Raw genomic sequence first — 26,475 nt, forward strand, 5'->3', positions numbered from 1 at the left:
AGTTAGGGGTTGAACTTATTCCGCCATGATCAATACCTGGCTTTCGCGTCCGTATTTCAATTCATTCAGGAACGACTCCTTCCCCGTTTCCAGCGGGATCAGGCCGATACCTTTACGCTCATATTCTCTTTCAAGACCCGGGGTGACCATACCCGCGCCCTTCCAGGGTCCCCAGTTGATCGCCAGCACTTTCCCCTGGATCAACTTTTTCAATTCCCGCGCATACCGGTCGATCACGCTGTTTGCTGCCGCATAGTCCGTCTGTCCACGATTGCCATACACCGACGCAACGCTGGAAAAGAGGATGACAAACTGCACGTCGCTCCTCAGCTCTTCCGCCAGCACCCGCAGCGGGGTGACCTTAGTGGAAAAAACCCTTTCGAAGGATTCCAGGGTCTTCTGGTGAAACAGTTTGTCTTCCAGCAACCCGGCGCCATGCACGACTCCGTCCACGCGGCCGTGGGTGGCATATACCCCCGCCATAAATTGACGCAAACCCTCCTCATCCCTCAGGTCCAGGGAATGATAGATCACCGTCGCCCCATTGGCCTCCATGGCCGAAAGGGTATTCAGGATCTGGTTCCACTTGAAGATCTCCTCTGTTCTTTTCTCAATTTCCGCGGGCGTTCCCCCCGTTCCCCGGGCCAGCAGGTACTGCCGGATCTCTTCCCGTGTTTTCAGGAAGCGGTATTGGTCCCGCCCTTCCAGGCGGGGATCCAAAGAGCGGCCCACCAGCACGTAACGGCATGGGTAGTCCTTGGAAAACCGCGTCATCAACTCCGCCGTGATCCCCTGCGCGCCACCCAACACCAGCACCACGGCCTCTTTATCGAGGTTGATATCGGATACGTTCCCTTCGGCCAGCCGGCTGGGGACCAGCTCATGCGTATGCCGGACGGTATGGTCATAAAATACTTCCGACGGATGGTCGGGGTTTAGGATCTCGTCAAGGGCAATCCCGGCGATGGCATCGGGTGACAATTTGTTCTGGAGGTTGATCATCCGGCACTTTGTTTTTTCCCATTCCTTATCCAGGCTTTTCAGAAAACCCGGGAATCCTTGAAAATGCCGGAGGAACCTGGCCTCCCCGGGGAGCGTCATATACCCACCCAAGTCCGAGATCGCGTAGATCCATTTCACCCGGTTCAAATCCAGCTTCTTCACCATTCCGAAGGATTCGTCTATGGTCAGCTTTTTTACCGCGGCAAAAACATCCAATAAGATCAACCCGTCATACGTCTCCAGCGCATCCCCGGAGGATACCACCGTCGCTGTCGCGCCGTATTTTTCCAACCGCTCCTTGATCGCCGGGGCAATCGCGCCCCCGTCGTCGGTGATCGCAAACCGTTGTCCCTTCAGGTCCTGGCGGCTTGTCGCGCTAAACAGCGTGGGCGTCAATTCAAAGCGAAGCCTGGACAATTTCGGTGCCGGTGGCACTGCCTCTCCCGTATGTTGCACAATCCATTGCAAAAGACCGTTGAGTGTTTTGAGCGCCGCCAGCTGTTCCACGACGGCGTCCTCGCTTTTACCCGGTGCGGTCAGCCCCCCGAGCTGTATCCGAAGCGCCCCGGTGATCTCCATCCGTTTGATGGAGTCTATGCTAAGGTCGCCCTCCAGGTCCATGTCCATCCCCAGCATGTCCGAGGGGTAACCCGTCTTTTCACTGACAACCTGCAGCAGCAGTTTACGGAGCTCCGGTTCGGTGCGCGCAGCGGGCGCCGCGGCTGCGGTAGCGGGTACCGGCGCGGCGGCGGGCCTCAATGCCGCGGCCGGCGCCTCCAAGCCCGGCCCGGCCACGCCCGGGCCGGTCACAGCGGCCGGCCGCACCAGCACCGCGTCCCCCAGGGACGCCCCCGGCACGGCCTGCCCCAAATACCCCAGCATCACATCCCTTTGTGCCTGTATCAACTGCCGGACGCTAAGCAGGTATTCCTGAACAATGTGTTCCGCTCCTCCGTTTGACATATAAGAAGATGTTTTGTTTCCCATGATTTCCAGGGGCGTAACCACCGGTGCACGGACCGGCAGGTCCCCGGACAACGGTCTCGCCCACTGTCCGTTGACGACCCAGGTGGACGCGCTCCGGCGAAAAGCGGAAGGATCGAGGTCCACCTGTCGCGCCCCCCGCCCTTCGAACAACTTTTCCCACCGGATCTCCCGCCCGCTGGCGACAACACCCGCCAGCGCCGACAAAAACCGCGAAAGACCCGACTGCCCTTTCTCTTCGGTATGCAACAGCAACACTTCTTTGCCAAGGATCGTCCGGGTCAGCCCCGTCAATACTTTCCCGGGTCCGACTTCCAGGAATATCCGCGCGCCGTCTTCGTACATCTTTTGTACTTCCTCGCAAAACCGGACCGGTTGCACCAGGTGGTCCGCCAGCCTGTTCTTGATCGCCTCCGGCGATACGGGATACACACCGGCCGTGGTATTGGACCACACCGGGAGCGTTGGCCTCCGGAAAGGCACACCCTTCAGGGCCGACCGGTACAATTCCCGGGATCCCGCCAGCAAGGGACTATGAAAAGCACACGCCACCTCCAGCGGCCTGTAGTCTATTTTCAGGTCCGATAATTTTTGTTTCAGCCGCTCCATGGAGGGCGTATCCCCCGCCAGCACCCATTGCTGGGGAGCGTTGTGGTTCACCGCGTACACACCTTCACCAACAATATCCCCAAGCGATCCCTGCGGGCAACTGACCGCAACCATCACCCCCTTGTCGTCGCCCACGGCTTCCAAAACCGCTGCCGCCCTTTTTTCGCTCAGGGATACCAGTTGGTCTTCTTCAAAAACCCCGGCAAAACAAAGCGCGGGCAGTTCGCCGTAGCTGTGCCCCGCGAGCATATCCGGTTCGATCCCCAGGTCCCGCAACAAGGAAGCAATGGCCATGTCCACCATACCCAGCAGCGGTTGTGCCAGCCGGGTATCCTTGACCCGTTCATTTTGCCGGCGCCGGGCGTCCTCGTCAAAAACGGCCGGGGGGAAAAGTACCTGTTCGTACTCCGGCCGCCCCTTGACCCACCGGCGCAGCGAAGGGATATGCACCATCAACTCCCTCGCCATGTTCACCCGCTGGCTTCCCTGACCGGGGAAAAGAAACGCGATCTTGCCCTCTACTTTTTTTGTGTACAAAACATCTTTATTCAATAAATCCTCCCGCCCTTCCGCCACCATACACAGTTGTACCGGTTTTTCGGAAGACAGCGCCAGGCTATATGCCAGGTCTTTCAGGGATATTTCGTCCGTGTCCCGTACCATAGCGCGGACCGTGTCCAACAGCGCAAGGGCTTCCTCCGGGTTGTCGCCCCTGAACACCAACAATTCCGCCGGCCACGCCGCTGTGGGCGGTGTATTTTCCAGGTGATTTTCGATCACCGCATGGAAATTGGTTCCTCCGAATCCAAAAGCGCTGACACCGGCCAGGCGCCTGTCTTCCGTCCAGATACCCGCCTGCAGGGAAAACTGAAACGGGCTAAAGGCCGGTGTATAGTAAGCATTGGGCGTCGACAGGTGAAGCGTGGGTGGTTTTACACCGTGATACACCGACAGGGCGGCCTTGATCAGCCCCGCCAGACCCGCGGCACACTTGGTGTGCCCGATCTGGGTCTTGACGGACCCAAGGTTCGCCTGCCCGGGCAGCGCCCCTTCACGGCTAAAAAGATCGGACAGGGCACTCAGCTCCGTTTTGTCTCCCACCACGGTCCCCGTCCCGTGCGCTTCTACCATACCCACCAGGGAAGGCGATACCCCCGCCTGTTCGTACGCCCTTTCCAGGGCCTTTACCTGGCCGGACCTGCGGGGGGCGGTCAGTCCAAGGCTTTTACCGTCGCTGGACCCGCCGACCCCTTTTATCACCGCGTAAATCCGGTCTCCATCATGAACGGCATCCGTATAACGCTTAAGCACCAGCATCGCCACCCCTTCACCCAAAGCGATCCCATCCGCGCCTGCGTCAAATGTGCTGCACCGCCCTTTCCTGGACAGCGCATGCGTGCTGGAAAACAACAAGTAATCGGTAATCCCGTTGTGCAGGTCGGCCGCACCGGCCAGCACCATATCCGACCGGCCCGTTGCCAGCTCCTGGCAAGCCAGGTCCACCGCGGCCAGCGAAGACGCGCAAGCCGCGTCCACCGTATAGTTCCGTCCCCCCAGGTTCAGCCGGTTCGTAATCCTACCGGATATCACATTCGCCAGTATCCCCGGGAAAGAATCTTCCGTCAGTGTCGGCAGGGCGGCGTCCAGCTCGGGCGGCAGTTCCCCCAACAACTGGCGGTACATCGCCCGGAAGGAATACAGGTTGGCCAGGTCATGCCCCCCTTCCGCCCCGATGATGACCGATACGTTCCCTCCGTCCACATCCTTCCCTCCATAACCGGCATCGTCCAGGGCGCGTTTGGCCACCAGCAGGCTCAACAACTGCGTTGGGTCGATGGCCGCCAGGGCCTGGGGCGGTATGCCAAATACCACCGGATCGAAGTCCGTGTCGGGGATAAAGCCGCCCCATTTGGAATGCGACCGGTCCCCGCTTGTCGAAGCCGGGTCATAATACAACGATTTATTCCAACGGTCCTCCGGCACTTCGGTGATGCAATCCCTGCCACCGAGGATGTTGCTCCAGTATGCATCGAGGTTTCCAGCCCCCGGGAAAATACACGCCATGCCGACGATGGCCACGTCCCGCCCTTCCAAACGGCGCGCGGCCATGGCCGGTACGGCGTCCAGCAAGGTCACGCTTCCTTCGGATACGTCTTTGTGCAACGCCTCCACCGTAACCACCTTATCCCTCAGTGCCACCACCTGGCCGATCATATACATACCCTTCTCCGCCTGTTCTTCCGCGGATACCGGCAGCACCTTTTCGCCTTTTCTTTCCATGCCCTTGGTGGCGATCCTCAGACGGCCCACGTTCAATTGCTCAAGGTGGTCCCACATCGCCTTCCGGTCCATCCCGATCTCCCGCAACCGTTCCTTTTCCTCCCGGAAAAACACCGCAAAAGGCGAGTCCAGACAACGTGTTTCATGCCCCGGTGCCGTCTCCAGCAATATCGTATCCGTTTGCCGGATCGCTTCTTCCTGGAACTGCGGGAGGACCGCCCCTGTATCAACCGCTTCTTTTGTATAGAGGTACGCCGTACCCATCAACACGCCCACCCCGGCGCCCCGCATCGCCAATGGCGCCGCCATCACCGCGACAAAGGCCGCCGAAAAGGCGTCATGGATACCACCGGCAAAAAACACCTGTAGCGCATCCGCATGATCTTCCTGCAGCAGGCGTTCGATTTGTTTTTCCCAAAGAACCAGGCTCGACAGCGGCCCAACGTGTCCTCCGCATTCCCGTCCTTCGAAAACAAACTTTCGCGCGCCTTCCTTCAGGAAAAGGTCCAGCAAGATGGGAGAAGGTGTATGCAAAAAAGTGTTGATCCCGATGTCCTCCAGCGATTTCGCCTGGGATGGACGTCCGCCCGCGATCAACACAAACGGCGGTTTTTCCTCCCGGATGTACTCCAGTTGCTCATCCCGCAATGTCTGTGGCGCAAAACCCAGAATGCCCACGCCCCAGGCATTTTCCCCTGCCGTTTGCCGCGTTTGCCGGATCAGTTGTTTTGCCTGATCTCCTTTCAACAGGGATAAAGCCACAAACGGAAGACCGCCGGCTTCCGCAACCGCACCCGCAAATGCAGGCACATCGCTCACTCTCGTCATCGGTCCCTGGGCTATAGGATAAGTTGTACCCAAAGCTGTGCTCAACGTATTCCCGGGTCCCAACACCTTCCCCGCCTTCGCCTGGCGCAGGTGCCCGCGCATCGCCTCATGAAGCCCGGTTACCATCCGGTCCAGCTTCCCATACCGTGCAACCAGGCTGCCCGCGATCGCTATATCCTGCCCTATGGGAACCTCTTCCAGGTTCGGACGGTCCAACACCCTGACCCCATCGATCACCCTTGTCTCACTCCCCGTCAGTTTTGAGCACACGTCCTTGAATTCTTTTGACGCGCCGCACTCCGGGAACAACACTAGTTGGCTGTCCAGCACGACACCGCTCGCACCCATGGCGACCAACGCCGCCGACGTATGGATCCCCGCGCCTCCCTGTACCCAAATATCTATACCACGAACCTCGCGAATGATCCGCTGAAACAATATAAAGGTCGACTCCTCTCCCACCCGTCCTGCACCTTCATTCCCTTTGACAATGATCGCCGAAGCCCCTTCCGCCTTTGCCTTTTGTGCCTCCGCAACGGTATGTACCTGGCAAAACCACATGGCCTTCACGCGAAAGGGCGCAATGACCAATTCAACCTGAGAAGGTAAAGAGATGCCGGAAAGCGTATCGGAAACCATGCAGACCCCAAAGGGCTCGCGCGTACCCCCGACCATCGCGTCCAGCGCTTCCACCGCTTTGTCGCGGTTACGGCCGAGGTGCAGTACCGGGAAGGCCCCGGTCTTCGACAGGGCGATTGCAAGCCCCACATCAGGCTTTTCAAAAGGTGTTATTCCAATTAGGTTTGTCTTTCTCATGAAGAGTGTTTTTTATAGGCAAAAATATTTCCCAATGACCCACCTCCCCGACCGGGAAAACAGGTCAACCATTTGTAGACAGAGGCCATCTCACGGCAAAGCCGCCGCCACTACAAACACATACACAATCGTTTGAAAGACATAGGAAAGGCCCGGTATATATAGGAACCGGTTAGAGACATGCGCTATACAGTTATTCAAAGGATATCACTATAAGGTTTATCAGCGCGTATGAAGACTCAATCGTTAGTACTGCCAAGATAATATTAAAACACAAAAACCAACAATGATTTTTGGAAAAATAATTATTATCAATACAACGCAACGATTCAATCTGTTCAGCCTAATTCACTTGTGCTGTCTGAACAACCACTCCATTAATAGCTGATCGCTATATGCTCCCAGCCAGGAGAAATGACCCACCTCGGGGTACATCGTGAAACCCGGATGCGCACCCGCTTTTGTCAGCGCATCCAACATCTGCAGGCTATAAAGAGGATTAACGGCCGGGTCCTCCGCTCCATGAAAGATCCACATAGGTATATGCGCAATGCTAGCCGCTCGTGTAACATCCCCACCCCCACACACCGGAACAGCCGCCGCAAAAAGATGCGGATAACGCTCGATCGCATCATAAGTGCCATATCCCCCCATCGACAAACCCGTAATATAAATGCGGTCCGTATCCACCGGCAGGGTCTGCACCAACTGCGCAATCAGCTTGATCACCAACGCCATCGGTTTCGCCGGCTCCGGGTTCAGCGTCAGGGTCCCGCTCGCCTTATCCTGCGACACATTCGCCCAGGACTGACGCGCCGGGCACTGCGGCGCCACCACGATCGCCGGGTGCGCCAGCATGTTTTGATCCGTCGCAAAATTCATCACCCCCCACTGCAATTGCGCCTCGTTATCACTCCCGCGCTCCCCCGACCCGTGCAGAAAAATGACCAACGGATATTTTCTAAAACGATTTGCATCCGGAAACAACAACCGGTACCTCAGGGTATCCCCGTTTTCATCCACAAAATTATTGGCGCTAAACCGCGACACCTGAGCCGAGGCAGGCAACGCCTCCAGGTAGGAGAAAAAAAGGAGAAGGCAAACAAACAATCGCATAAGGCTCGCTTTATTCCTGAAGGTACTGAAATAATCAACGCACCACCCGCTCGATCGCCCTCCCCCAATACAACCCCAACGCCTTTGCCCCTTGTGCATTGGGATGCAGGTAAAACGCCCCCGCATGCCCCTGTTCTTCCCCCAGGTCCGTCCGGTAATTCTTTTCAAAATATCCGAACGCCTCCTTATCCCCTGCAAACACACGCCCCCCATACGCCGCCACCAGCGTATCGATCTCCGGGAAATACGTCTGCAACCTGTCCAGCCCCGCCTGTAAATACCGCGCCCCATTATACGTCGTCGGGCTATACCAGATCGGTCTGTTCAAAACAATGACCGCCTCCGGGAACCTGTTTAATAAGCTGTCGATGATCGTCTTCAGATTTGCCCTATACCCCGCCGGCGATACCGGCGACCCATTCGGCCCCTGCTCCGCACTATCGTTCGTACCCAACATGATCGAAAACACCAGCGTCGCATCCCGCCTGGCCATGTCATTTGCCGCCGCCACCACGTTCGGAAAATCCCTCCCCGTCGCCGGCAGGAAATCCACCGTCGTATGCCCGCTCACCCCCTGATTTGAAAAAGCCACGTCCCGTCCCTTCCGCTCCAGGTACTTTGCCGCCCAAACCGGAGGCGCCTGCGTCCCCGGGCTATCCAGCCGGGATCCATGGGTAATGCTATCCCCCAGAAAAACAATGACCAGCGGTCGCCGCGGCGACCCAAACCCCGCCCCTGCCAAAACCAGGAGCAATAGATAGATATGCAATCGTTTCATCGTCTGTAAAATATTTCTATATTCAATATTATGAAAATCTCCCCAGCTCCCATCTTCCCTCTGATCCTCCTCTGCGCCTGCCATTTCGCCAAGACCGACTCTCCCAAGGCCAACGACACTACACTGGTCGCCCGCGACACCGTGAGCCCCCATGACACTGTCCCGGCGACAGCCGACCGGCCCCTTCCCCTTGGCCCCCACCTGACTGACACCACCTTCGCCGGGGGCTCTTTTATCCTTTTCCTCCGGCCCAATGAAGCCCGTTTCAACTTTTATGACTCCGCCTCTGAAAAGGAAGACAACGGTATAAACGAAGCCGACAGCGACTTCGGCGTCGGCATCAGCAATACCTTCGACTCACTGAAAGCAAACCCCAAATACAAAAACATCCAGGGACTCGTCTCCATGGATCGCTACATTCTTATAAAGGACTGCGCCGGCGGCCCCCTCCTCGTAGATCGCGATACCGTAAGCTACGGCATCATTCTTTCGGCGAAGGGCAAGTCTATCTACACTTCTTATAATAGCGTCCACAGCGGGGACTATCTACAGGACATCGATAGTTATTTTTTTCACGAAGAGCGATAATATTCTATTCACCAATCTTCACCGCCAGCAGATCAGCATTATTTGCCAGCAAAGCCCGCAAACATTCGATGGCATCTTCTTTGGTCTGTCCTGTCCTATCTGAAAGATAATTGTCATCCAACTTCTCCATCAGCCCAAATAGTTTTTTTACCTTCTTAGGGCGCTTGTAGAAAATGTAAAACTCGTAGCTACCAGGTTCTCCAACCGCCGAAATCGACAGGCCATGACGGCTTTCCATATTTTCAACACCAAAAGAGGGGGAATAGAAAATGTCGCTTTCACTTGCGTTACTCATCCTGGACAAATAACCGGCCCAGTCGGTACCTTCAAACCGCTGAACGACATCATCGCCGGCGCTTTCGCCCAAGTCGACAATGTCCTTTTTAAAGGGGTCGCAAAATGTTATTTTAAATGCCATGGCCTTGGTTTATTTAAATATAGACCATTTGCTTCAATACCCGTAATTCAAGTCAGGAACGTGATTTGTCGCCACAAACAACGCCCCCGCATCCCTATTATACACCTTCCCCTCAAGGATACTTTGCCCCGCAAACCCCGGGTTATTCCCCGCCCCCAGCGGCCAATAACCCCGCGTATTCAGGATGTCGATTCCCCCGATCCGCGCAATCGACAACCCGAAATCGGTGCAATTGTCCCGGTTTAAATTATACAAATGACAGCCATAGCGCTGCAAGGCATCGATGACCTTTTTGAATTGCCGGGAGGAGATGAATTTACCGGCGGTCTCGTCCCAATCGTGCCGGGAATCATCCTTGACCACCGACGGAGCGGTGGGACGCACCGGCGTCGCCGACAAAAAACCCATTTTATGCGGGTAAAAACCGAACGTCCGGCAGACGATGCTGTTGTCTTTATTATACTTGATCAGCGTGATAAAGGTATGTCCCACACGGCCCATGTGTACGAATATTTTTCGTTTCCCGGGCGAAGGCTGTTGGACATGCACCAGCAAGGCATAGGCGCCGGCTTCCTTTCCATCCTCAAATGCGGCCCGCAGCGAATCGATAGGGACCGGTACGGATTCCCTTACCGGCAGTTCCCGGTAAAAGGCACTGTCACTGGGAAGGTCCTCCTCCTGGCCCGTATTGTAGTAACACTTCATGGCCACGGGATAAAGCCGCATCCTCGCCGAAACCCTGGCCAGGTCGCTAAACAAACGGAAGCGCACCCTCCCCGTCCACCCGAGGGAACCCGAACCGAGCATGGACAGCAACCGGGCAAAGGCCTGCCGGTGGTTACCGGTGAGCCGGTACCCGGATTCTATTTCCGAAAGTTCCGAGGTAGCCGTCCCCTCCCAGCGCAATATCGGCGGAAGAGGCAGCAATGAGTCTCCCGGGGCTCCCGCCCATGCACGTCCGGCGGCAACCGAGAGGGTTATCAGAAGGATCAAGGTCTTTGTCAAAGAAGCGACGCGCATGGTGATCAATTATTACCCTACTAAATTAGTAGACTACAAAGACACCACCAAATGAATTTACCCGTTGTCGTCAACGCTACCATCCAAACGTTCCGTGAATAAACCCAATCAACCGCTCCGCCATATCCTGCTGCTCCCGCACATTCGGGTGACCCGGTGTATTTTTATAGGGGAAAAAGCACGTATATATATTCTTATCCTGTAAAGAAGCCACTGCTTTTGTGATGTATCCCGGCCAGGGCGCCCCTTCCCGGGTGGCATCCATACTACCGAGGGCACAAATGATATGCGCATCGGGGTATTTACTCCTGACCTGCCTGATAAAACGGGCATAGGCCAAAATAATCTGATCACCGGTGGGCGGCGTTGTATCAAATTTCGCTTTAAACTGATCGTTTGCGGGCATTTTTGTCAACCAGGAATCATTTTGAAACAAGTTGACCACGACGATATCCGGGGTATACCTGCTAAAATCCCATTTGCTGTCCGGGTTGGTGGCATCCAGCCTGTCGTACATTTCCGGCATCACCAGCGGGAACCAGCTGACCAATATGCCGATACCGCTTTTTGACGTACAATGGTATTCGGCGCCAAAATGCCGGGCCGTTATGGCCGCATAGCTCACGTAGTTGTCTTTATAGGGACTGCTTCCCCGGTCCTGGCCCGTCGAGTCTTCCACCGCGTAGCCGCTGGTGATGGAATCGCCAAAGAACTCCAGTTTGTGTTTGCCTGTTGGCGGCGCCGCCAACACCTTGGCGCCTTTATCAAAGGTAAAATGGTAAAACCACGTCTTCCCGTTTTCCCACTCGGTTCGTTTAAACAAAGTAAGGGTGTGTATACCCCTTCCCAAACCGGATACCAGTACATACTCATTTTTCCCTGCATCCGGATGCAGCTTCCCGATAACTTTACCGTCTACGACAATATTGAAAAAGTTATCCCCACGCTCATCGTCCAGCAAGGCCTTCACCTCACTACCCGTAAACCGTATACTTAACGAAGTACCCGGCCATGCGATCACCGAAGCCGAATCCTTTATATCCACGCGCCCCATATAGTGGATATGTGTGTCCTTGTTATTGATAATTATCTGGGCGGTACATTGTCCCAGCAATAAGTTAAACAGGAATAAAAAAGCAATACGCATTTTATAAAATTATTTATTTATCAGGAATAATCTTTATATTTCAGTATAGCTAATCATTTATCACCACTTAACCTTTCATTCGCAATGAAAAAACTTAATCTGAAGGCCCCAGGCCTGGGAGCCCATGAAGCCCTTACCAGAGAACAACTGAAAAGCGTCATCGGTGGCATCGGCCCCTACTGGCTGTGTTCCTGTCCGGATGGCGATTTCTATCAGTGCCTTGGTGGTACTGAAGCAGCGTGCGCGGCAAAGTCGGGTTCCATTTGTGGAGCCGGTCAAACTGCGACATGCTCGCAAGAGTATTCCATTTTGGGCTAGATAGTCAAAACTCATTTAGATGATTCAAAAGGCCGCAATTCTTTGTGGCCTTTCATTTTATTAAGCATGGTTCCTATCCCCACTTACGTGATCAACCTGAAACGACGAACGGACCGGAAGGAAAACATCCTGAGGGAATTTGCGGGCCGTGAGGAATTCAAAGTGGACATAGTGGAGGCCATCGAACATCAAAGGGGTGCCACCGGGCTTTGGCTGACCATTAAAGACATTTTGCAAAACAAGGTGGCGCCCGGGGATGAATTTATTCTTCTGTGTGAAGACGACCACCAATTCACTGAACATTATACGGAAGAATACCTGAGGAAGTCCATTCACGCCGCAGCGGAAAGAGACGCAGACGTCCTTTCCGGAGGCGTAAGCTGGTTTGACGACTGCTTTCTGGCCTCGGAAAACCTTTTTGGGGTACGGAAATTCTCCGGTCTGCAGTTCACCATCCTTTTTAGAAAATGCTTCGACACCTTACTCAACACAGACTTTGGTCCAAAAGATGCCGCGGATGCCTGGATATCGGAGCACACGCAACACAAATTCGTCACCTACCCTTTTTGCTCCATTCAAAAGGACTACGGCTACTCCGACGCTACCCCGATCAATAGTCACCGGGGGGTTGTAGAAAATTTTTTTAGCGGGAGCAGTAACCTGCTGGGAAAACTGAAGCAGGTAAGCTCATTTTATAGGAGTGCCCCCGACATATCCGACGATGATTACAGCAATATCACACTCCCGGTCTATGTCCTTCTGTCACGCGAAGACCAGCGGCCTGTTCAGAAGCAATTCCTGGGCAAAAAGGAATTTCAGGTCTTCATCGAAGAAACGCCAAAGCTTGCCTCCGAAGAACTCAGGCGATGGCGGGGAATATGCAGCGCCGTTCAAAAGGCAATAGAGGCAGATGACGATGTGGTCATCTTATGCGAAGACGACCAGGTCTTTTCGAAAGACTATGCCACGGTCTACTTAATAAAGAATATCATAGAAGCACATAGCCAGGGTGCGGGTATCCTTCTGGGGGGTGTGACAAGGTTCAGCCACGCGATGCCCGTCACGGAAAATCGCTTCTGGGTAGACGCCTTCTGGCGCGCCCCCTTTACCGTGCTGTACAAAAAGGTCTTTCACCTGATCCTGGAGGAGCCCTTCAGCGAGACCACCCTCGTTGACGACGTACTTTCTGAAATGACCAGCAACAAGATGGTACTTTTCCCCTACATCAGCGCCCATAAAGACTTTGACGTTCCCTACAAGCGTCTGAAAGAATTACAGGAAGCCTTCCTGTCTTTGGGAAAATATCCTTATATTGAAAACCTGAAACCTTCTAAAACGTAACTCCTATGTCCCTTTCCTCCCGTCTCAGCAATGGCTGGACCATTGCCATGAGCAGTCTCGACCTTCTCAAGAAAAACAAACAACTCATCGTACTACCCATCCTTTCCGGTGTTTCCATGACCCTTATCCTGGGCTCCTTTGTTCTGGTTCTTTTCCTGAGCGGGGGTACCGATTTGCTGGAACAGTCTTTTGACCGGTATGGCCAGGCGCCCGCCATTGCCTGTCTGTTCTTGTTTTACCTGGTCAACTATTTCATCGTCATTTTCTTTAACATGGCCCTGATACACTGCACCAAGCGCTACCTGGAAGGCGGCGAGGTCAGTATCCAGGAAGGCATTCAATTCAGTGTCAGCCGGTTAGGCGCCATTTTCAGCTGGGCTGCCGTGGCCGCCACAGTAGGCACGGTGCTAAAGGTTCTCCAGGACAACCTCGGCTCCATCGGCAAAATCGTCGTCGGCCTCCTCGGCATGGCCTGGAGCATTCTTACTTTTTTTGTCGTTCCGGTGATCGCCTACGAAAACGTCGGTCCATTTCAGGCCATCGCCCGCTCCAAGGAAATCGTCCACCAGAAATGGGGCGAGGGTCTCGGCGCCGGGTTCAGCTTCGGGCTGGTGTACCTCCTGGGGATCGTCTGTATCCTGGCCATCTTCGCCATCGGCTTCTTTATACATCCCGTGGTGGGTGTCATCCTCGCGGTCCTGGCCTTCCTGTTGTTCTCGGCGATCATCAGCGCTGCCCGCACCATATTTGTCAGCGCCATTTACCACAATGTTACCGGTGACATCCAAAGCCATATCGATCAACAACTGGTCGACAGCCTCTTTGTGTCGAAACGATAGTCCTGGCCTAACCCCTGAAAACCATGTTCTTTTTCTGGAGCAACTATTATTTCTTATTTCTGATCGTTTGGCTTTTCTGTCTTGTCCACGCCATCCGGACCGGAAGGCGGGAATGGATCTTCATACTCATTATTTTCCCCGGCATCAGTGCCCTTGCCTATTTTATCGTGGAGCTCCTCCCCGATATCCGCAGGGGCACTTTTGCCTCGGGTTTCCAGCTGACCTTTTTTCCAAAAGCGCGTATCCGTGACCGGGAAAAACGGGTAAAGCTGTCCGATTCCGTGACCAACCGGCTGGCCCTCGCCGATGCCTACGCGGAACAAGGCCGTTTTGAGGACGCCATATCGCTGGTCCAATCCTGTATGACCGATATGTACGCTTCCGACCAGGACCTCATGCTCCGGCTCGCGCGGCTCTATTTCCAAGCCGGCCGGTACACCGACAGCGTAGCCCTATTCTCCCGTGCGCTTCACCCGGAGAACAGCGGCATGAACCGCATGGAAGATGAAGTCATGTACACCCGGGCCATGGAAGGGACCGGGAACAAACAGGTTGCCGAAGAAATGTATCAGAAAGTGATCCGCCGCCACCATTCGCTGGAAGCGCGCTACTGGTATGGACAACTGCTCAAACAGGAAGGCCGCGCCCAGGAAGCCCGGGAGCAGTTTAAAGCCATCCGCGAAGATATGGAACTCCAGCCCCGCTACGTCCGCCGCCTCTACGCCCCCTGGGCCCGTAAAGCGGGTCGGGAATTAAGGTCTTTCTGAAGTAAGCGCTCCGTCTCCGCGATCATCCGGTCCGCCGCCTTCTGACGGAAGACGACTCCCAGCAAAATATTTTTGTTCTTCCCATTGTCGTCCACGTACATGGAGACATGCCACTGGCTGGCAATACCATTCGTCCTGACCCGGGTCTTCTGGAAATTCATAAACTTGTCGACCGGATATTCCCGGTGCACCTTACTTCCCCGCTTAACGATGATCATACCCGATTCCGGCTGTATAAAAACGTTAATAAACCGTTGCCGGTAATAGGCGACGCCCATCAGGGCGAAACAGAACAAGGCCCACCATAATCCCTCCATCTTACCCGTAGAGACGACAAGCCAAAGGCCAATCGCCGCCATAAGGCCGAACAAAATCATAACAACATACAACAAAACGGTGGATTTGACGAGCTTGTAGCCCTCGTCGCTGTGCTTGAAATACTTGAATTCCATAGATGTTTACTTCTTTATGTGGTCTCCGAGCATCTTTTTAAATGCTCCATGGTCATACGCTATCCGGCTCATGTCGATCCACAGCAACCCATTGCTGTTCTGCCCGCTGGCCTTGAGAAACCGGTTCCGCTTTTTTGCGCCGTCCAGGTTTCCAATATAACGCTCCGGGTTCCTGACAAACAAGATCAGCCGTCTGTCTTTCCCATTTAAAGCCAACTCCCGAAAGCCCGTAATGTCCGCCCACAACACCCGCCCAAATCCGTCAAACATCTTTTCAAAAACCTCTATCCCCCCATGATCCACGGCGACAACAGGCGTCTTCCGGTTATATTCCCTTATATAGGCGACGACCGATACAGCCATGGTAATGGCACATACCGGCATAATGACCACCTTCCAGTCATCCGGAAAGAAGTATATTCCCAACAAAAAGCATGCAACAAAGAAGAGAAATCCTAATGTGTACAGAAAAATCTTCTTAACGGTATTTTTCTTATTAATGTAAATATTCAGGGGCGTTTCCATAAGGTGTTCTTCACAAAGGAGCCCCAATATACTCAATTTGCTGCTACATAAATGCCATTGGCCACCCCTTTGGCAGAAAGCATCGTCTCTATCCCGTCCTCCCAAAGGGCAGCCCCGTTCCCGTCATCACCGGCGACGAACAAATGCGTGCCGCCGTTCCCACTGTAATAGACAATCGCGTTGGCACTCCCCCCATACATCGTGCCCTGAAAAGGTAAGACCGTTTCGACCCCGTTTTTCCAGTAGACAGGGAGGTTCCAGCCCTTGCTCCCCAAAACGCTCCCCGCCACATAGACATCTGAGCCCGACACAAAAATCGAGTTCAATTGGGTAATATACTCCTCAGCCGTCTTCAAGGTATCGGGGATGCCATTTTTCCAATACACCGGGACACGGTTCATATCAAAGCCGGTCATGTAGACGTCGCTCCCGGACACATAAAAAGCACCCACCTCCGGGTCCCCCCCGGACGAAAAACGCGGATAGTACCCCTGGGATACGACGTGCAGCACCCCGTCCAACCAATAAACGGCGTCCCCCACGCTATCCGATCCGGCCACATAGAGGTCTCCCCCCACCGCCTGCATCGCCCGGATGCGGGAGGCGGTCCCCCAGCCCGGCAAAGACAGCACATTGCCGTTTTCCCAAAGGGCATGGCTTGCAAAATAAACCCCGTTTCCGTTGACGGCGATGGAACTGGCGTACAGGAGCTCCATCGACCCATCGAAATTGTGCGGTGTGCCGTTCTTCCAATAGAGGTATTGTCCGAAGGGGCCTGCGGGCGTACTCTCGCTGCTTACGTTGCAAACACCGGCAACATACACATCGGTGCCGGCCACAAGGACCTGCTCTCCGTAACCCGCGGATGTGGAGAGGACTTCGGCGGAATCATCTTTCCAAAGTACGGGGTTGGTGCCGTTGCTGCCCGTGACGTAAATGACCGGGAGATTTCCCGGGTTAATGGTGTTTGTCGGGGTATGCGAATGTTTGCGGCAGGATGCCAACAGGAGGAGGAGACAGGCGTAGTGGAGGGGTTTCATACCCGAATGATGGCAAAAACGTGCGGAGCGTTGCATCGGGCCTGGATTTTTGTTACTCCCCACGAACCTCCTTGCCCGCCTCCCAATGCCCATCCGGCACCACCAGGACGACCCAAGGCTCTTTAGCTGAAACAGGCTTACCCCGGAATTCTACCGTTGTTTCCACGCCGTCTTTCAAGTATACTTCTCTTGTGACATTAGGAAAGATGATCCCATCCGCACGGACCGTCACCCGGTGCGTCCCTTTGCCCCGCACCGCAACCCGGATGGTCACGGCCCCTCCCGATGCCGCACTTGAAACCACCTTCATGTCAAGGAGGCTGTCCACCCGCATATCAAGCGCATACGCCCCACCAGGCAAAAACACCCGCTCCTCTTCCAACCCGGCGCTCCGCACACGATACCTCCCCTCCGGCAGTTTTATCGCAAAATGTTTTTGTCGCTGTACAACGACCGTATCCGACGACGAGATAAAATATACCACCGAATCGGCCTGGCCTTCGACAAAGGCCGGCCCCCCGACGGCCGACAACAGCCATAGCCAATTCGTCGCCGGATGTCCCCAAATCTCCTTATAGGTCCACATGCTTTGCACCGGCCAATACGGTACGTCTTCTTCCCCCTTAGTCTCTATCCCTACCGGCAGCCCCCCCGCCATCTGGCCCGAAGACGGCGAATAAAGAGGAACGAAGTCGTGTCCCTCCCCATACATGGTACTCTCCGCAAAAGGGTTCTTCCCAAGGATCCACTCCAATTGGTGTACAGCGAGGTCCACCGACGCCTGGTCGTTGCGTAGAAAACCGGCGGCCGCCAGGGCCTGGGCCTGGGGCAAAATGGTACCGAAATGCCCTCTGTAGTCCATCCACACGGGGAACAGCCTGAGATAGTGTCCCTGGCCGAGCGGGATGCCGTTCAATACCTGTTTGCGGTAAGATTCCATTCTGCTCTCAGGCACATGAAGGTATTCGGTATCCGCATAAATAGTAGCCGGCAAAAGGCCATAGGGACCTGTATAGGCAGCAGTCGTCTTCAGGTATTCACTATAAAGGGCCGCCGCACTATACCACGTCATCCAGTCTGCGTGCCCGGGAAAAGCCCGGCACAGCGCTGTCAGCGCCAGCATAGGTGCCTGGTCGCGCCCCCGATGGCAATAATGAAGCAACCGGTCTTTAGCCGTGCTGGTATAAAAGAAGCCCGTCAGCGGGACATCCCAATCGGGCCGCACGCGTTGCTGGGCGCCGGTGATGTACTTCGCCATTGCCACCGCCTTGCCCTCAAATTGCCGGTCGCCCGTAGCCCTCCAAAGATCTATAGCAGCCTGAATGACCACCGACGGCAGTTCATCCTCCACATTGTCCGAGTCGAAATTCCCACGGAAAAGATTGGACGTCTTAACGATGCCGGGCAGGCCCTCTATAGCAAACCGCCAGTCCATCCTTGCCATCTGCAGGGCATATGCAGCCAACCTGGCATCAACGTCCTTTAAAACCCGGTAAGCAATCGCCTCCACCGCCGCCGCTTCGAAGTTGGTCATGGGGTTATTCCGCGCGGTGACCGTTATATCATCATCGTTACCCATGACACCATCCGTCCGACGGCTGTTAATCGATCCCACATCCCGGTATCCGTCCCCAAAACTCGTTTTCAACACCCAGTCCAGCCCCCACCTGGCCTCTGCGAGCACCCGGTCATATAGCTCCTGATTGCCCGCCCGCGCATGCAGATTTTCCGCCAAAGTAAAAAGCGCATAAGTGATCTCATCCGTAGCCTCCGCTTGTTGAGACAGGTCCCCGGCATCATGCCAGCCCCCGTTGATGACGATCCTTTTTTCTCCATGCACGCAAGTCCAGTCCCCATGACAGACCCCATGCACCCCCGGCACCTCCATACCGCACCGTTCCATATAAAAAAAGTTCAGCACCTTACGGATGCTCTCCTCCCAAACGTTGGCGTCCACCGAAAAGGGTTGCGTCTTCACGTCTCCCGCTGACAATACATAACGTCCCGGTGTCCGCAACTCGGAAAAATCCATAACATTAAAGTCCCCAATAGCGCTTGTGGCCTTGCTAAGGGCTTTGGTCAACACCACACGTCCATCCTGCGCGTCGATCACCTGAAAGGTCTTCGCAGCAAGTCCATTCGCAATGGCGCTTTTCGGCGCGCCTGTCTGGTAGCCATCCTGGCTGTAAGCGATCCGGTTGCTCCAAACATCCCAACCCTCTATCTTGTCCGGCACCACCCGTTGCAAGGTGAGGTCGTCAAAAAAGAACCGTATGCTGTCCGCCTCCCCTGGTGCGCTCCCCGAAAGCCCATAGGAAGCCTCAAAACCCGTAATCTTATCCCGCGCGACATTGCCAATCTCCCACACCACATGGTTCCACTCATGATTCCGCAAGATCAACGAGGTCTCCCCTTCCTGGCCAAAGAGTGCCGGCAGCTTTTCCTGCCCTTCATTGTAGAGCTGCAGGTCAAGGGCCGTGGTGAAAAACCCCGGCAAATCGGGATATATCCAAAACGAAATACGGTTGTACCCCGTCCAATCCTCTCCATCAAAATGTCGCCGGATGCCCGAGCGCCCCCATCCCCGGCCGGTCGCCGGACCAGGTCCCGGCAGACGCGTAGGAGTAGACATCAGCAACGACCAGTCACCCTGGTGAACCTGTTCCTTGCTGAGCCCAATCGTGGCCACACTGACGTTGGAATCTACGATCTTCATCACCTTACGCGCGTCGACAATGGCGCCTCCGCTGGTCGTAAAAGAGCTCCAGTTTTTGAGGTCTTCCATCTGATCCAGGGAGCGGCTTTCCAGGACGGGTTTATTCAGCCAGCGGTGCTCGGCGGAGGCTTGGATATCGATGGCAATGGGGTCCCCGCCGGTGCGCTGGCAGAGGGCCTTCACGTTCAAAAGGGGAAGGAGAAATACTAGAAGGAAAAGTCTCAACGCAGTCCGTTTTTGCATCGCCAAAGGTTTTGACGCAGGCTCAAAAATCACAACTGTCGAATCCTTATCTTTTGGGGCGTAATGGTTACAAAAACCGGCCGCTGCAGGGTTTTATTTTTCAACAGATAAATGAGCGTCTGGATAATCTCCTGCAATTCGCTAAATGAATACCTCAAAAATATAACACTTAGCCCTTTCACATGATGAGCAAATACCCACTCACCAAAATCTTTATCTTCCGTGAGAAGCAGGTAGTCATATTTCATGGCCATTTCAATTACTTGCTCATCTTTAATCCCTCTTTTCAATTCATAAATCGAGGTCACCTCAAATTCTACCTCCCGAAGCGATTTAATAATCTCAAAAGGAATGTTCTCATCAGCAAGGATCATGCAACTGCGATTACCGTTTCGTTGGAAATGACGTCAGACGCATAAGCTAACGCCGCGTTTATGGCCGCCTCAGAAAGGCTGGGATAACCCGCAATCATTTGCTGCATGGTGGCGCCCTCTGATAGCTTCTTCAAGATCAAAGCCACAGTTATCCGGGTTCCCTTGATAACCGGCTTTCCCAGCATAACATCTGCGTTCGATTCTATGAAATCAGTGTATATCATAATATTCAAAGAATGTGTTTAGATAAATTTAGCCAATTCTCGTCTCTTTATCGCTACCTATCTAAGATGAAAACAAATCATGCAATAATTAAAATTAATTGATATTCAATTATTTACGCCAAAATCAAGTGTCTTTAAATTGGGTAGGCAAAAAAATTACGCAAATAACGCTTAATCCTGAGCCCCAAGAAATGCAATGTGCCAAACGATGCTGGTTGATACCCGTATTCGTAGCTCACTTCCCAATACAAAACCTCTCAAAAATAAACCCCAACACCTCCTCGTTACTCACCTCCCCCGTAATCTCCCCAAGGTAATAAAGACACCGCCTGATATCAAGCGCCAACAAATCCCCCGGCACCCCAGAATCAAGCCCAGCCCGAATATCCAAAAGCGACTTCTCCACCTCCTGCAAGGCCGCATAATGCCGGGCATTGGTGACAACCACGTCTTCTTTAGCAACGGCGCCGGAAGAAACCAACGACACCAAGCGGGCCTTCAAAAGACCCACGCTGCCAGCCTCCCGTGCGCTCATCGCCAGATCAACCGAAAGCGACCCAGTTGCAAAAAGATCCGCCTTATTCCCCACCACCAAAAACGGCTTCCCCATCTGGGCAAGCGCCCCCCGGACATCAAAAATTTCGGAAGCAACCTCTGAAGAAGAAAGATCCACGAGATACACAATCACATCCGCCGCCTCCATCGCCGCCCGCGACCGCTCGATCCCAATACTTTCGATGACATCGGTGGTATGCTCCCGTATCCCCGCCGTATCGACCAGCCGGAAAAGGATCCCGTCGATCTGCAGGACTTCTTCGATGGTATCCCGCGTCGTCCCGGCGATGTCACTGACGATAGCGCGGTTTTCATTGAGGAGTGTATTCAGCAACGTCGATTTCCCCGCATTGGGCCTGCCGACGATCGCGACGCGGACCCCGTTTTTGATGACATTCCCCCAACCAAAAGACTCCAGCAAGCCGCGTGTCGTGCGGGCGGCCTCGTCGATAAGCCGGTAAAAGGCCGTACGGTCGGCAAATTCTACGTCTTCCTGGGAAAAGTCCAGTTCCAGCTCGATCAGGCCGGAAAAACGGATCAGCTGCTCCCGGAGCCCCTTGAGCACGTGCGAAAAACCTCCCCTCATGTCCTTTAGGGCGGCCTGACGGGAGGCCTCGGTATTGCTTGCAATGAGGTCAGCCACGGCCTCTGCCTGGGTCAGGTCCATTTTGCCATGGAGAAAGGCGCGCTGGGTAAACTCACCGGGGCGGGCGAGCCGGGCGCCCTGGCGGATACAGGCTTGGATGACTTGTTGCTGGACAAAAGGAGAGCCGTGACAGGAGAGTTCCACCACGTCCTCCCCGGTATAAGAACGGGGGCCCCTGTACAGGGAAACGACGGCCTCGTCGAGGACCACGTCGCCGTCCTTTAGTAAACCGACGTGTAGTGTATGGGTTGCCTGGCGAAGCAGATCCTTGGACGGGAACAGGGCCGAAGCAATCGTCCAGGACCTGGAGCCGCTCAAACGGATGACGCCTATGGCGCCGATGCCCGGGGGCGTGGCCAGGGCTACGATCGTATCGTCCCACCCCTCCAGGTTATTTGCCATACGCGGATTTCATTCCACAAAGAAACTAAAATTGTGGTTCCGCAAAGGCCTTTAGGGGAAAATTAGGCCTTTGCGGAACCACCGCTAATGATGGGCCCTTCGGGTCGCCAAGGTCGAATAGCACAAGGGGCTGGTAGACACCAGCCCCGATGATGGTCATATGCGCAAACTTAACCCTTATCTTATGATCATATATTTTCCCACTTTACAAATCCGCATCTCGTCCAACACACCGATCAGGTCGTTGTAAGAAAGGTCCGCTCCCGGGTGAATCAACACCGTGAGGTCGCTTCTTGTAAATCGCCCGCTGTGATCCAGCCGTTCCTGCAAGTCTTGTATCTCCGCTCTCAGCGAAGGCATTTGGCGGAGAAAGGCTTCCTGCTCGGGATGCTCCCCGGGCTTTCCCTCCGCATAACGCACCGACTTAGCATCCGCATACAGCGTTAGCGTTGCCACCGAAGGCGCGTCGATAACAGGTTCTGTCGACTGGTCGGGCATCACCATCTTAAAGGCCTTTGGCGTCGACAAGGTCGTGGTAAACAGAAAAAAGGAGATCAGGATAAATCCAAGATCCACCATGGGCGTCAGGTCCACCTTGAGGACCCGCCCCGAGGACGATGCGGTAAGGTTCATTTCTGCCATATACTTGTGTTTTTAGTACTAATCGAAATGAAGGGGCTGGTAGACACCAGCCCGATGTGCAACGATCCTATCTACCTCTACTCCTGCCGTCCCTGATCGTCGCCAATAAGTCAAGCAAAACGCCTCTTTATCAAAAGCCTTTCGGCCAATCGTCTAAGTAAGGGACCGGTAGACACCGGCCCCGCTCGGTTCGCCTTTTTTATGCAAATGAAAATTCAATCGAATAGTCGTCTATATAGAGATAACGACCCCCTCATTTTTCCACACGAAACCGGCAATTATTTTTAAAAATTCCGTTTTTGTACGGAGCTGGCGCGGCCTTTTCAATTGGTATGGCCTCTTCAAAATACGCTTTACCCCACGGACATAGGACTCCATACCGTCTCGCCATCCCTAGATCATCGGACCGGTGCGTGTCTCAGCGAAGTGGGGTGTCCATTTTACTTCTTTTCCTCAGGTGATTCGAACGATGTCAAGTCGTTTCGGTTCCCTGAGGAAAAGAAGTAAAATGGACACCCCACTTCGCGGGCAACGCGGTCGGGCCGACGAGGTAGGCACACGGACCGGTCAGAGTAGTAGTAGTAGGAGGAGGAGGAGGAAAAGAAAAGGCCCCGCTTAGAAAAGCGGGGCCATGTTTATTAAAAAGGTACTTACTGTAAAAGTATCAGGATCACTCATCCGGCATCTGGAAGGTGATTTTCTGACGACGGAAGGCTTTTACCTTACGGCCGTTTTGCTGGGCGGGGGTCCAGTGGGGACCGCGGCGGATGGCGTTAACGGCGATTTCGGCGAGTTTGGTGCCTTGCATCGTCAGGGCTTGTACGTCGCTCACGGCGCCGTCCTTGTCCACGATGAACTGCACTTCGCAGGTACCGCTCTTGCCTTCGTCCGTCAGCTCGTCCATGTGTAACGTGATGGCTGTACGAACGTAGTTGTTCCATGCACCGTCACCACCGGGGAAACCAGCCTCGATCTCCACTTTCGTAAAGACCTTGTTGTCGTCGTCCGCGGGGGCTGCAACAACTTTACTGCCCTGGTCCACCTTCGGCGGGTTGACCACGTCAGGGGCTTTGATACCGGCCTGGTCGATGTGACCGATGGTCGTATTGTCCAGCTCGTCTTGTTGTTTGACTTCTTTCTTTTGATCGGGTTGATCTACGATCTTGGGAGGCGTAAAGCTCTTGATCTCGATCTTGGGGGGTTCCACCTTCGGGGGAGGGGGCGGCGGTACCGGGGGAGGAGGCGGAGGCTTGTTGTCCACATTCGCCAGGGTCACATCGGCGATGGTCACCTGTTTTTTCCCCAGGTACTTGCTGTACCAGCTGGAGAAAACCATCCCGCCGATACAAAGAAACGCCACGATCGCCGTTATGATCAAGGCCAGCGTCAGGCGCTTTTTATACTCCTTCCGAAGCTTATAGGCGCCGTAGTCCTTGTTCATCTTCTCGAATATGATATCGAGGATGTCGGCTGATAAAATTTTATTAGCTTCCATGAGTTTCTTTTTTATTACTTTATACCGTTCGCCACCTCAGTCTGCTGAACAAGGGAGTATTCATCCGGGCGAACCGTAACCATCGCGTATTTTCCAATTTCGTTGATGGTCATTTCATCCAGAAGGTCTACCGCATCCTTATAGGTTGCATCCTGGTCGGGCTTGATGATCACCACCAGCTTGTCAGCGGGGGTGCGGCTCTTCTTATCAAGGATCTTGTCCCGGATACCCTTGAGGTTCGTCACCTGCATGGTCTTGGGATCGTCTCCTTCATAATAATAAACCTGGTCGGCTTTGCCGAGAATGACGGTGAACGCCCCGGACTTCGCAGCTTCGTTCTGCTCTTCCGGTTTGGCGGTTTCATCCGGCATGTTCAGCTTCATCGCAGTCGGAGAACTCAGGGTGGTGGTGAACATAAAGAAGGTGATCAGCAGGAAGCCGAGGTCCACCATCGGGGTCAGGTCGACCCGCGTGGACTGTTTCTTGCCTTTTTTGACACCTGGGCCTTTTTTCCCTCCCCCCGATTTCACTTCCATCTCTGCCATAATCGTATCAGTTTAAATACGTTAAATAAAATTACTTCTTGTGGCGTTCGTCCCACAGGGCGGTGCCGGGAGGGGCGTCGGCCATAGCGGTCACGAGCTTGAAGTGGAACACCTTGTTGTCCGTAAAGGCACGGATCACTTCCTTAAAGGCAGGATATTTGGCCCCGTTGTCCCCTTTAATAAGGACGTTATCGGGCGTCCTGCCCCCATTGGCCTGCAAAAGACAAGTCACCCACGTCCTCAGCTCATTGTGAGCGGAGTCGATGGCGGGTATCCCCGGCTGTTTGAACGCCTTGTAGGAATCGGGATCAAGATCCAGCACTTGCTTCAATTCGGCGAAAGGCATTCCCAAACCACCACCTGCAGCCAGGATGTGCGCCAGGTTCTTCTTTTCGGCAGGGGAAAGCCCCAGATTTTGCTGGGTGCTGACGACGTCGATCAACGGCCCCAGGTTTTCGTCGTCATTGTAGGAAAAGAATACTTTTCCATCCTTGTCGAACATGACCTGGAAAGCGTTTTTGTCGGGCACATCGTCAGAAGACACCGAGCTGGGCGGAGCCACCTTCACCACGTCATCGGGTTTGAATTTGGTCGCCAACATGAAGAAAGTCAACAGCAGGAACGCCACGTCGCACATCGCGGTCATGTCCACCGTCGTACTCTTTCTTGGTATTTTGACTCTTGGCATGTCTGTTTTTTTGCTGATTTAGATACTAAATAAATGAGCTGCTCTATATAGAGACGCTCATTACCTCATTTTTCCATAAAAAAAGTCCAACTTTTTTTTTGCCAACCCTTGGATAAACATCAAATGGCTGACAACCAAGGACTTATTTATAGTTAGAGGCGAAGCTCTGGGTCAGCGTAAAACCAGACTCATCGATCCCGTAGGTGATGCTGTCGATACGGGTCGTGAATACGTTGTACATAATAATGGATACGGCAGAAGTACCGATACCCAGGGCGGTATTGTACAGGGCCTCGGAGATACCTTTTGCGAGGTCGTTTGCTGCGCTGGAACCACCGCTACCACCTTCACCCAGGGAGCTGAAAGCGCGGATCATCCCGATAACCGTACCGAGCAGACCGATCAGGGTAGCCACGGAAGCGATCGTGGAGAGGAATACCAGGTTCTTTTCCAGCATGGGCAGTTCGAGGGCGGTGGCTTCTTCCACTTCCTTTTGAATGGTGAGGACCTTTTGTTCAGTGTCCAGTTCGCTGTTGCCGATCATTTCTTTGTACTTGCGCAGACCGGCCTTCATGACGTTGGCTACGGAACCCTGTTGCTTGTCGCACTCCTGAAGAGCAGCGTCTACGTTTCTATTAGCGAGATGGTATTGTACTTTGCGTACAAAATCGGCGATGTTGCCTTTACCAAGAGCCTTTGTGATCGTCAGCAAGCGCTCGATGACAAATACAATTACGATCAGGAAAAGCGTAATCAACAACGGCACGATTGGGCCGCCTTCGTGCATTTTACCCATCCAGTTCGATCCCTTTCCATTCACAAAGTTGCCGCTGTTACCGAGTACAAATACGTAAAAGGAGACACCTGCGATTAAGCAAATCACCGGTGCGATCCAGGAGACCGCATTGCTGGATTTTTTTGCTTGCACAGAGGTTCCGGCTTTTGCAGCAGTTGCACCCGCAGCAGTTACAGTTGATTTAGTTTCAGCCATGATCTTTGAATTTTCAATGTTGATGAAATTGTAAAAATGGTTTTAGTACAGCAATTCTAAGGAAAAAATGTCTCTAATGAACAAAT

At 54.0% G+C, this 26,475-nt stretch carries 22 protein-coding genes; 4 read left to right on the forward strand and 18 right to left on the reverse strand.

Annotation, left to right across the window (positions count from 1 at the left end):
• Positions 1-15: 15 nt before the first annotated feature.
• The 3 genes from EDB95_RS01320 to EDB95_RS01330 form a co-directional block, all read right to left on the reverse strand.
• Positions 16-6,519, reverse strand: a complete 6,504-nt coding sequence (locus tag EDB95_RS01320; RefSeq protein WP_133989800.1) for a type I polyketide synthase — start codon at positions 6,517-6,519, stop codon at positions 16-18.
• A gap of 348 nt (positions 6,520-6,867) precedes the next feature.
• The gene (locus EDB95_RS01325; RefSeq protein ID WP_162852448.1) at positions 6,868-7,635 is read right to left on the reverse strand and encodes a carboxylesterase family protein; all 768 of its coding nucleotides are present in this window, start codon (positions 7,633-7,635) and stop codon (positions 6,868-6,870) included.
• Positions 7,636-7,669: 34 nt separating this feature from the next.
• Positions 7,670-8,413 (reverse strand): GDSL-type esterase/lipase family protein, encoded by a 744-nt coding sequence (locus EDB95_RS01330; RefSeq protein ID WP_133989804.1) that lies wholly within the window; start codon positions 8,411-8,413, stop codon positions 7,670-7,672.
• 30 nt (positions 8,414-8,443) lie between these two features.
• Between EDB95_RS01330 and EDB95_RS01335 the strand changes: the two genes are divergently transcribed.
• Complete coding sequence (locus EDB95_RS01335; RefSeq protein ID WP_133989806.1) at positions 8,444-9,001, forward strand: hypothetical protein; 558 nt, start codon at positions 8,444-8,446, stop codon at positions 8,999-9,001.
• 4 nt (positions 9,002-9,005) lie between these two features.
• Here EDB95_RS01335 and EDB95_RS01340 read toward each other — a convergent pair whose 3' ends face one another.
• The 3 genes from EDB95_RS01340 to EDB95_RS01350 form a co-directional block, all read right to left on the reverse strand.
• The gene (locus EDB95_RS01340) at positions 9,006-9,419 is read right to left on the reverse strand and encodes a hypothetical protein (RefSeq protein ID WP_211352036.1); all 414 of its coding nucleotides are present in this window, start codon (positions 9,417-9,419) and stop codon (positions 9,006-9,008) included.
• Between the two features lie 33 nt (positions 9,420-9,452).
• Complete coding sequence (locus EDB95_RS01345) at positions 9,453-10,439, reverse strand: hypothetical protein (RefSeq protein ID WP_133989808.1); 987 nt, start codon at positions 10,437-10,439, stop codon at positions 9,453-9,455.
• Positions 10,440-10,515: 76 nt separating this feature from the next.
• Positions 10,516-11,586 carry an SGNH/GDSL hydrolase family protein gene (locus EDB95_RS01350; protein WP_133989810.1) on the reverse strand — a complete coding sequence of 357 codons (1,071 nt, stop codon included), beginning with the start codon at positions 11,584-11,586 and terminating at the stop codon, positions 10,516-10,518.
• Between the two features lie 384 nt (positions 11,587-11,970).
• Here EDB95_RS01350 and EDB95_RS01355 point away from each other — a divergent pair, with 384 nt between their 5' ends.
• The 3 genes from EDB95_RS01355 to EDB95_RS01365 are packed head-to-tail and all read left to right on the forward strand — an operon-like array spanning position 11,971 to position 14,851.
• Positions 11,971-13,245, forward strand: coding sequence for a glycosyltransferase family 25 protein (locus tag EDB95_RS01355; RefSeq protein ID WP_133989812.1), 1,275 nt, complete (start codon positions 11,971-11,973; stop codon positions 13,243-13,245).
• A gap of 5 nt (positions 13,246-13,250) precedes the next feature.
• Positions 13,251-14,084 carry a DUF6159 family protein gene (locus EDB95_RS01360; RefSeq protein WP_133989814.1) on the forward strand — a complete coding sequence of 278 codons (834 nt, stop codon included), beginning with the start codon at positions 13,251-13,253 and terminating at the stop codon, positions 14,082-14,084.
• A 23-nt stretch (positions 14,085-14,107) separates the two neighbouring features.
• Positions 14,108-14,851, forward strand: coding sequence for a tetratricopeptide repeat protein (locus tag EDB95_RS01365; RefSeq protein WP_133989816.1), 744 nt, complete (start codon positions 14,108-14,110; stop codon positions 14,849-14,851).
• On the opposite strand, the gene EDB95_RS01370 is transcribed toward EDB95_RS01365, so the two are convergent.
• The 12 genes from EDB95_RS01370 to EDB95_RS01425 all read right to left on the reverse strand — a co-directional run bounded on the left by EDB95_RS01370 (position 14,803) and on the right by EDB95_RS01425 (position 26,389).
• The gene (locus tag EDB95_RS01370; RefSeq protein ID WP_133989819.1) at positions 14,803-15,303 is read right to left on the reverse strand and encodes a hypothetical protein; all 501 of its coding nucleotides are present in this window, start codon (positions 15,301-15,303) and stop codon (positions 14,803-14,805) included. The genes EDB95_RS01365 and EDB95_RS01370 overlap by 49 nt on opposite strands.
• Positions 15,304-15,309: 6 nt before the next feature.
• Positions 15,310-15,828: an STM3941 family protein gene (locus EDB95_RS01375; protein ID WP_317128949.1), complete on the reverse strand. Its 519-nt coding sequence runs from the start codon at positions 15,826-15,828 to the stop codon at positions 15,310-15,312.
• 32 nt (positions 15,829-15,860) lie between these two features.
• Positions 15,861-16,904 (reverse strand): hypothetical protein, encoded by a 1,044-nt coding sequence (locus EDB95_RS01380; RefSeq protein WP_133989822.1) that lies wholly within the window; start codon positions 16,902-16,904, stop codon positions 15,861-15,863.
• A gap of 16 nt (positions 16,905-16,920) precedes the next feature.
• A complete protein-coding gene (locus EDB95_RS01385) occupies positions 16,921-19,827 on the reverse strand; it encodes a glycoside hydrolase family 9 protein (protein ID WP_133989824.1) in 2,907 nt (968 codons plus the stop codon).
• Positions 19,828-19,856: 29 nt separating this feature from the next.
• Positions 19,857-20,201, reverse strand: coding sequence for a DUF5615 family PIN-like protein (locus EDB95_RS01390; protein ID WP_133989826.1), 345 nt, complete (start codon positions 20,199-20,201; stop codon positions 19,857-19,859).
• Positions 20,198-20,425, reverse strand: coding sequence for a DUF433 domain-containing protein (locus EDB95_RS01395; RefSeq protein WP_133989828.1), 228 nt, complete (start codon positions 20,423-20,425; stop codon positions 20,198-20,200). The genes EDB95_RS01390 and EDB95_RS01395 overlap by 4 nt, the downstream gene beginning before the upstream one ends.
• Before the next feature lie 235 nt (positions 20,426-20,660).
• Positions 20,661-22,028 (reverse strand): tRNA uridine-5-carboxymethylaminomethyl(34) synthesis GTPase MnmE, encoded by a 1,368-nt coding sequence (gene mnmE / locus EDB95_RS01400; protein ID WP_133989830.1) that lies wholly within the window; start codon positions 22,026-22,028, stop codon positions 20,661-20,663.
• A 177-nt stretch (positions 22,029-22,205) separates the two neighbouring features.
• Entirely contained in the window at positions 22,206-22,670 is a 465-nt protein-coding gene (locus tag EDB95_RS01405; protein ID WP_133989832.1) for an ExbD/TolR family protein, read from the reverse strand.
• Positions 22,671-23,340: 670 nt separating this feature from the next.
• Positions 23,341-24,165 (reverse strand): energy transducer TonB, encoded by an 825-nt coding sequence (locus EDB95_RS01410; protein WP_133989834.1) that lies wholly within the window; start codon positions 24,163-24,165, stop codon positions 23,341-23,343.
• A 14-nt stretch (positions 24,166-24,179) separates the two neighbouring features.
• Positions 24,180-24,710: an ExbD/TolR family protein gene (locus EDB95_RS01415; protein WP_133989836.1), complete on the reverse strand. Its 531-nt coding sequence runs from the start codon at positions 24,708-24,710 to the stop codon at positions 24,180-24,182.
• A 31-nt stretch (positions 24,711-24,741) separates the two neighbouring features.
• A complete protein-coding gene (locus EDB95_RS01420) occupies positions 24,742-25,398 on the reverse strand; it encodes an ExbD/TolR family protein (protein ID WP_133989838.1) in 657 nt (218 codons plus the stop codon).
• 142 nt (positions 25,399-25,540) lie between these two features.
• Positions 25,541-26,389: a MotA/TolQ/ExbB proton channel family protein gene (locus EDB95_RS01425; protein WP_133989840.1), complete on the reverse strand. Its 849-nt coding sequence runs from the start codon at positions 26,387-26,389 to the stop codon at positions 25,541-25,543.
• Positions 26,390-26,475 lie beyond the last annotated feature (86 nt).

Source organism: Dinghuibacter silviterrae, from assembly GCF_004366355.1.
In the GTDB taxonomy this organism is placed as follows: Bacteria; Bacteroidota; Bacteroidia; order Chitinophagales; family Chitinophagaceae; genus Dinghuibacter; species Dinghuibacter silviterrae.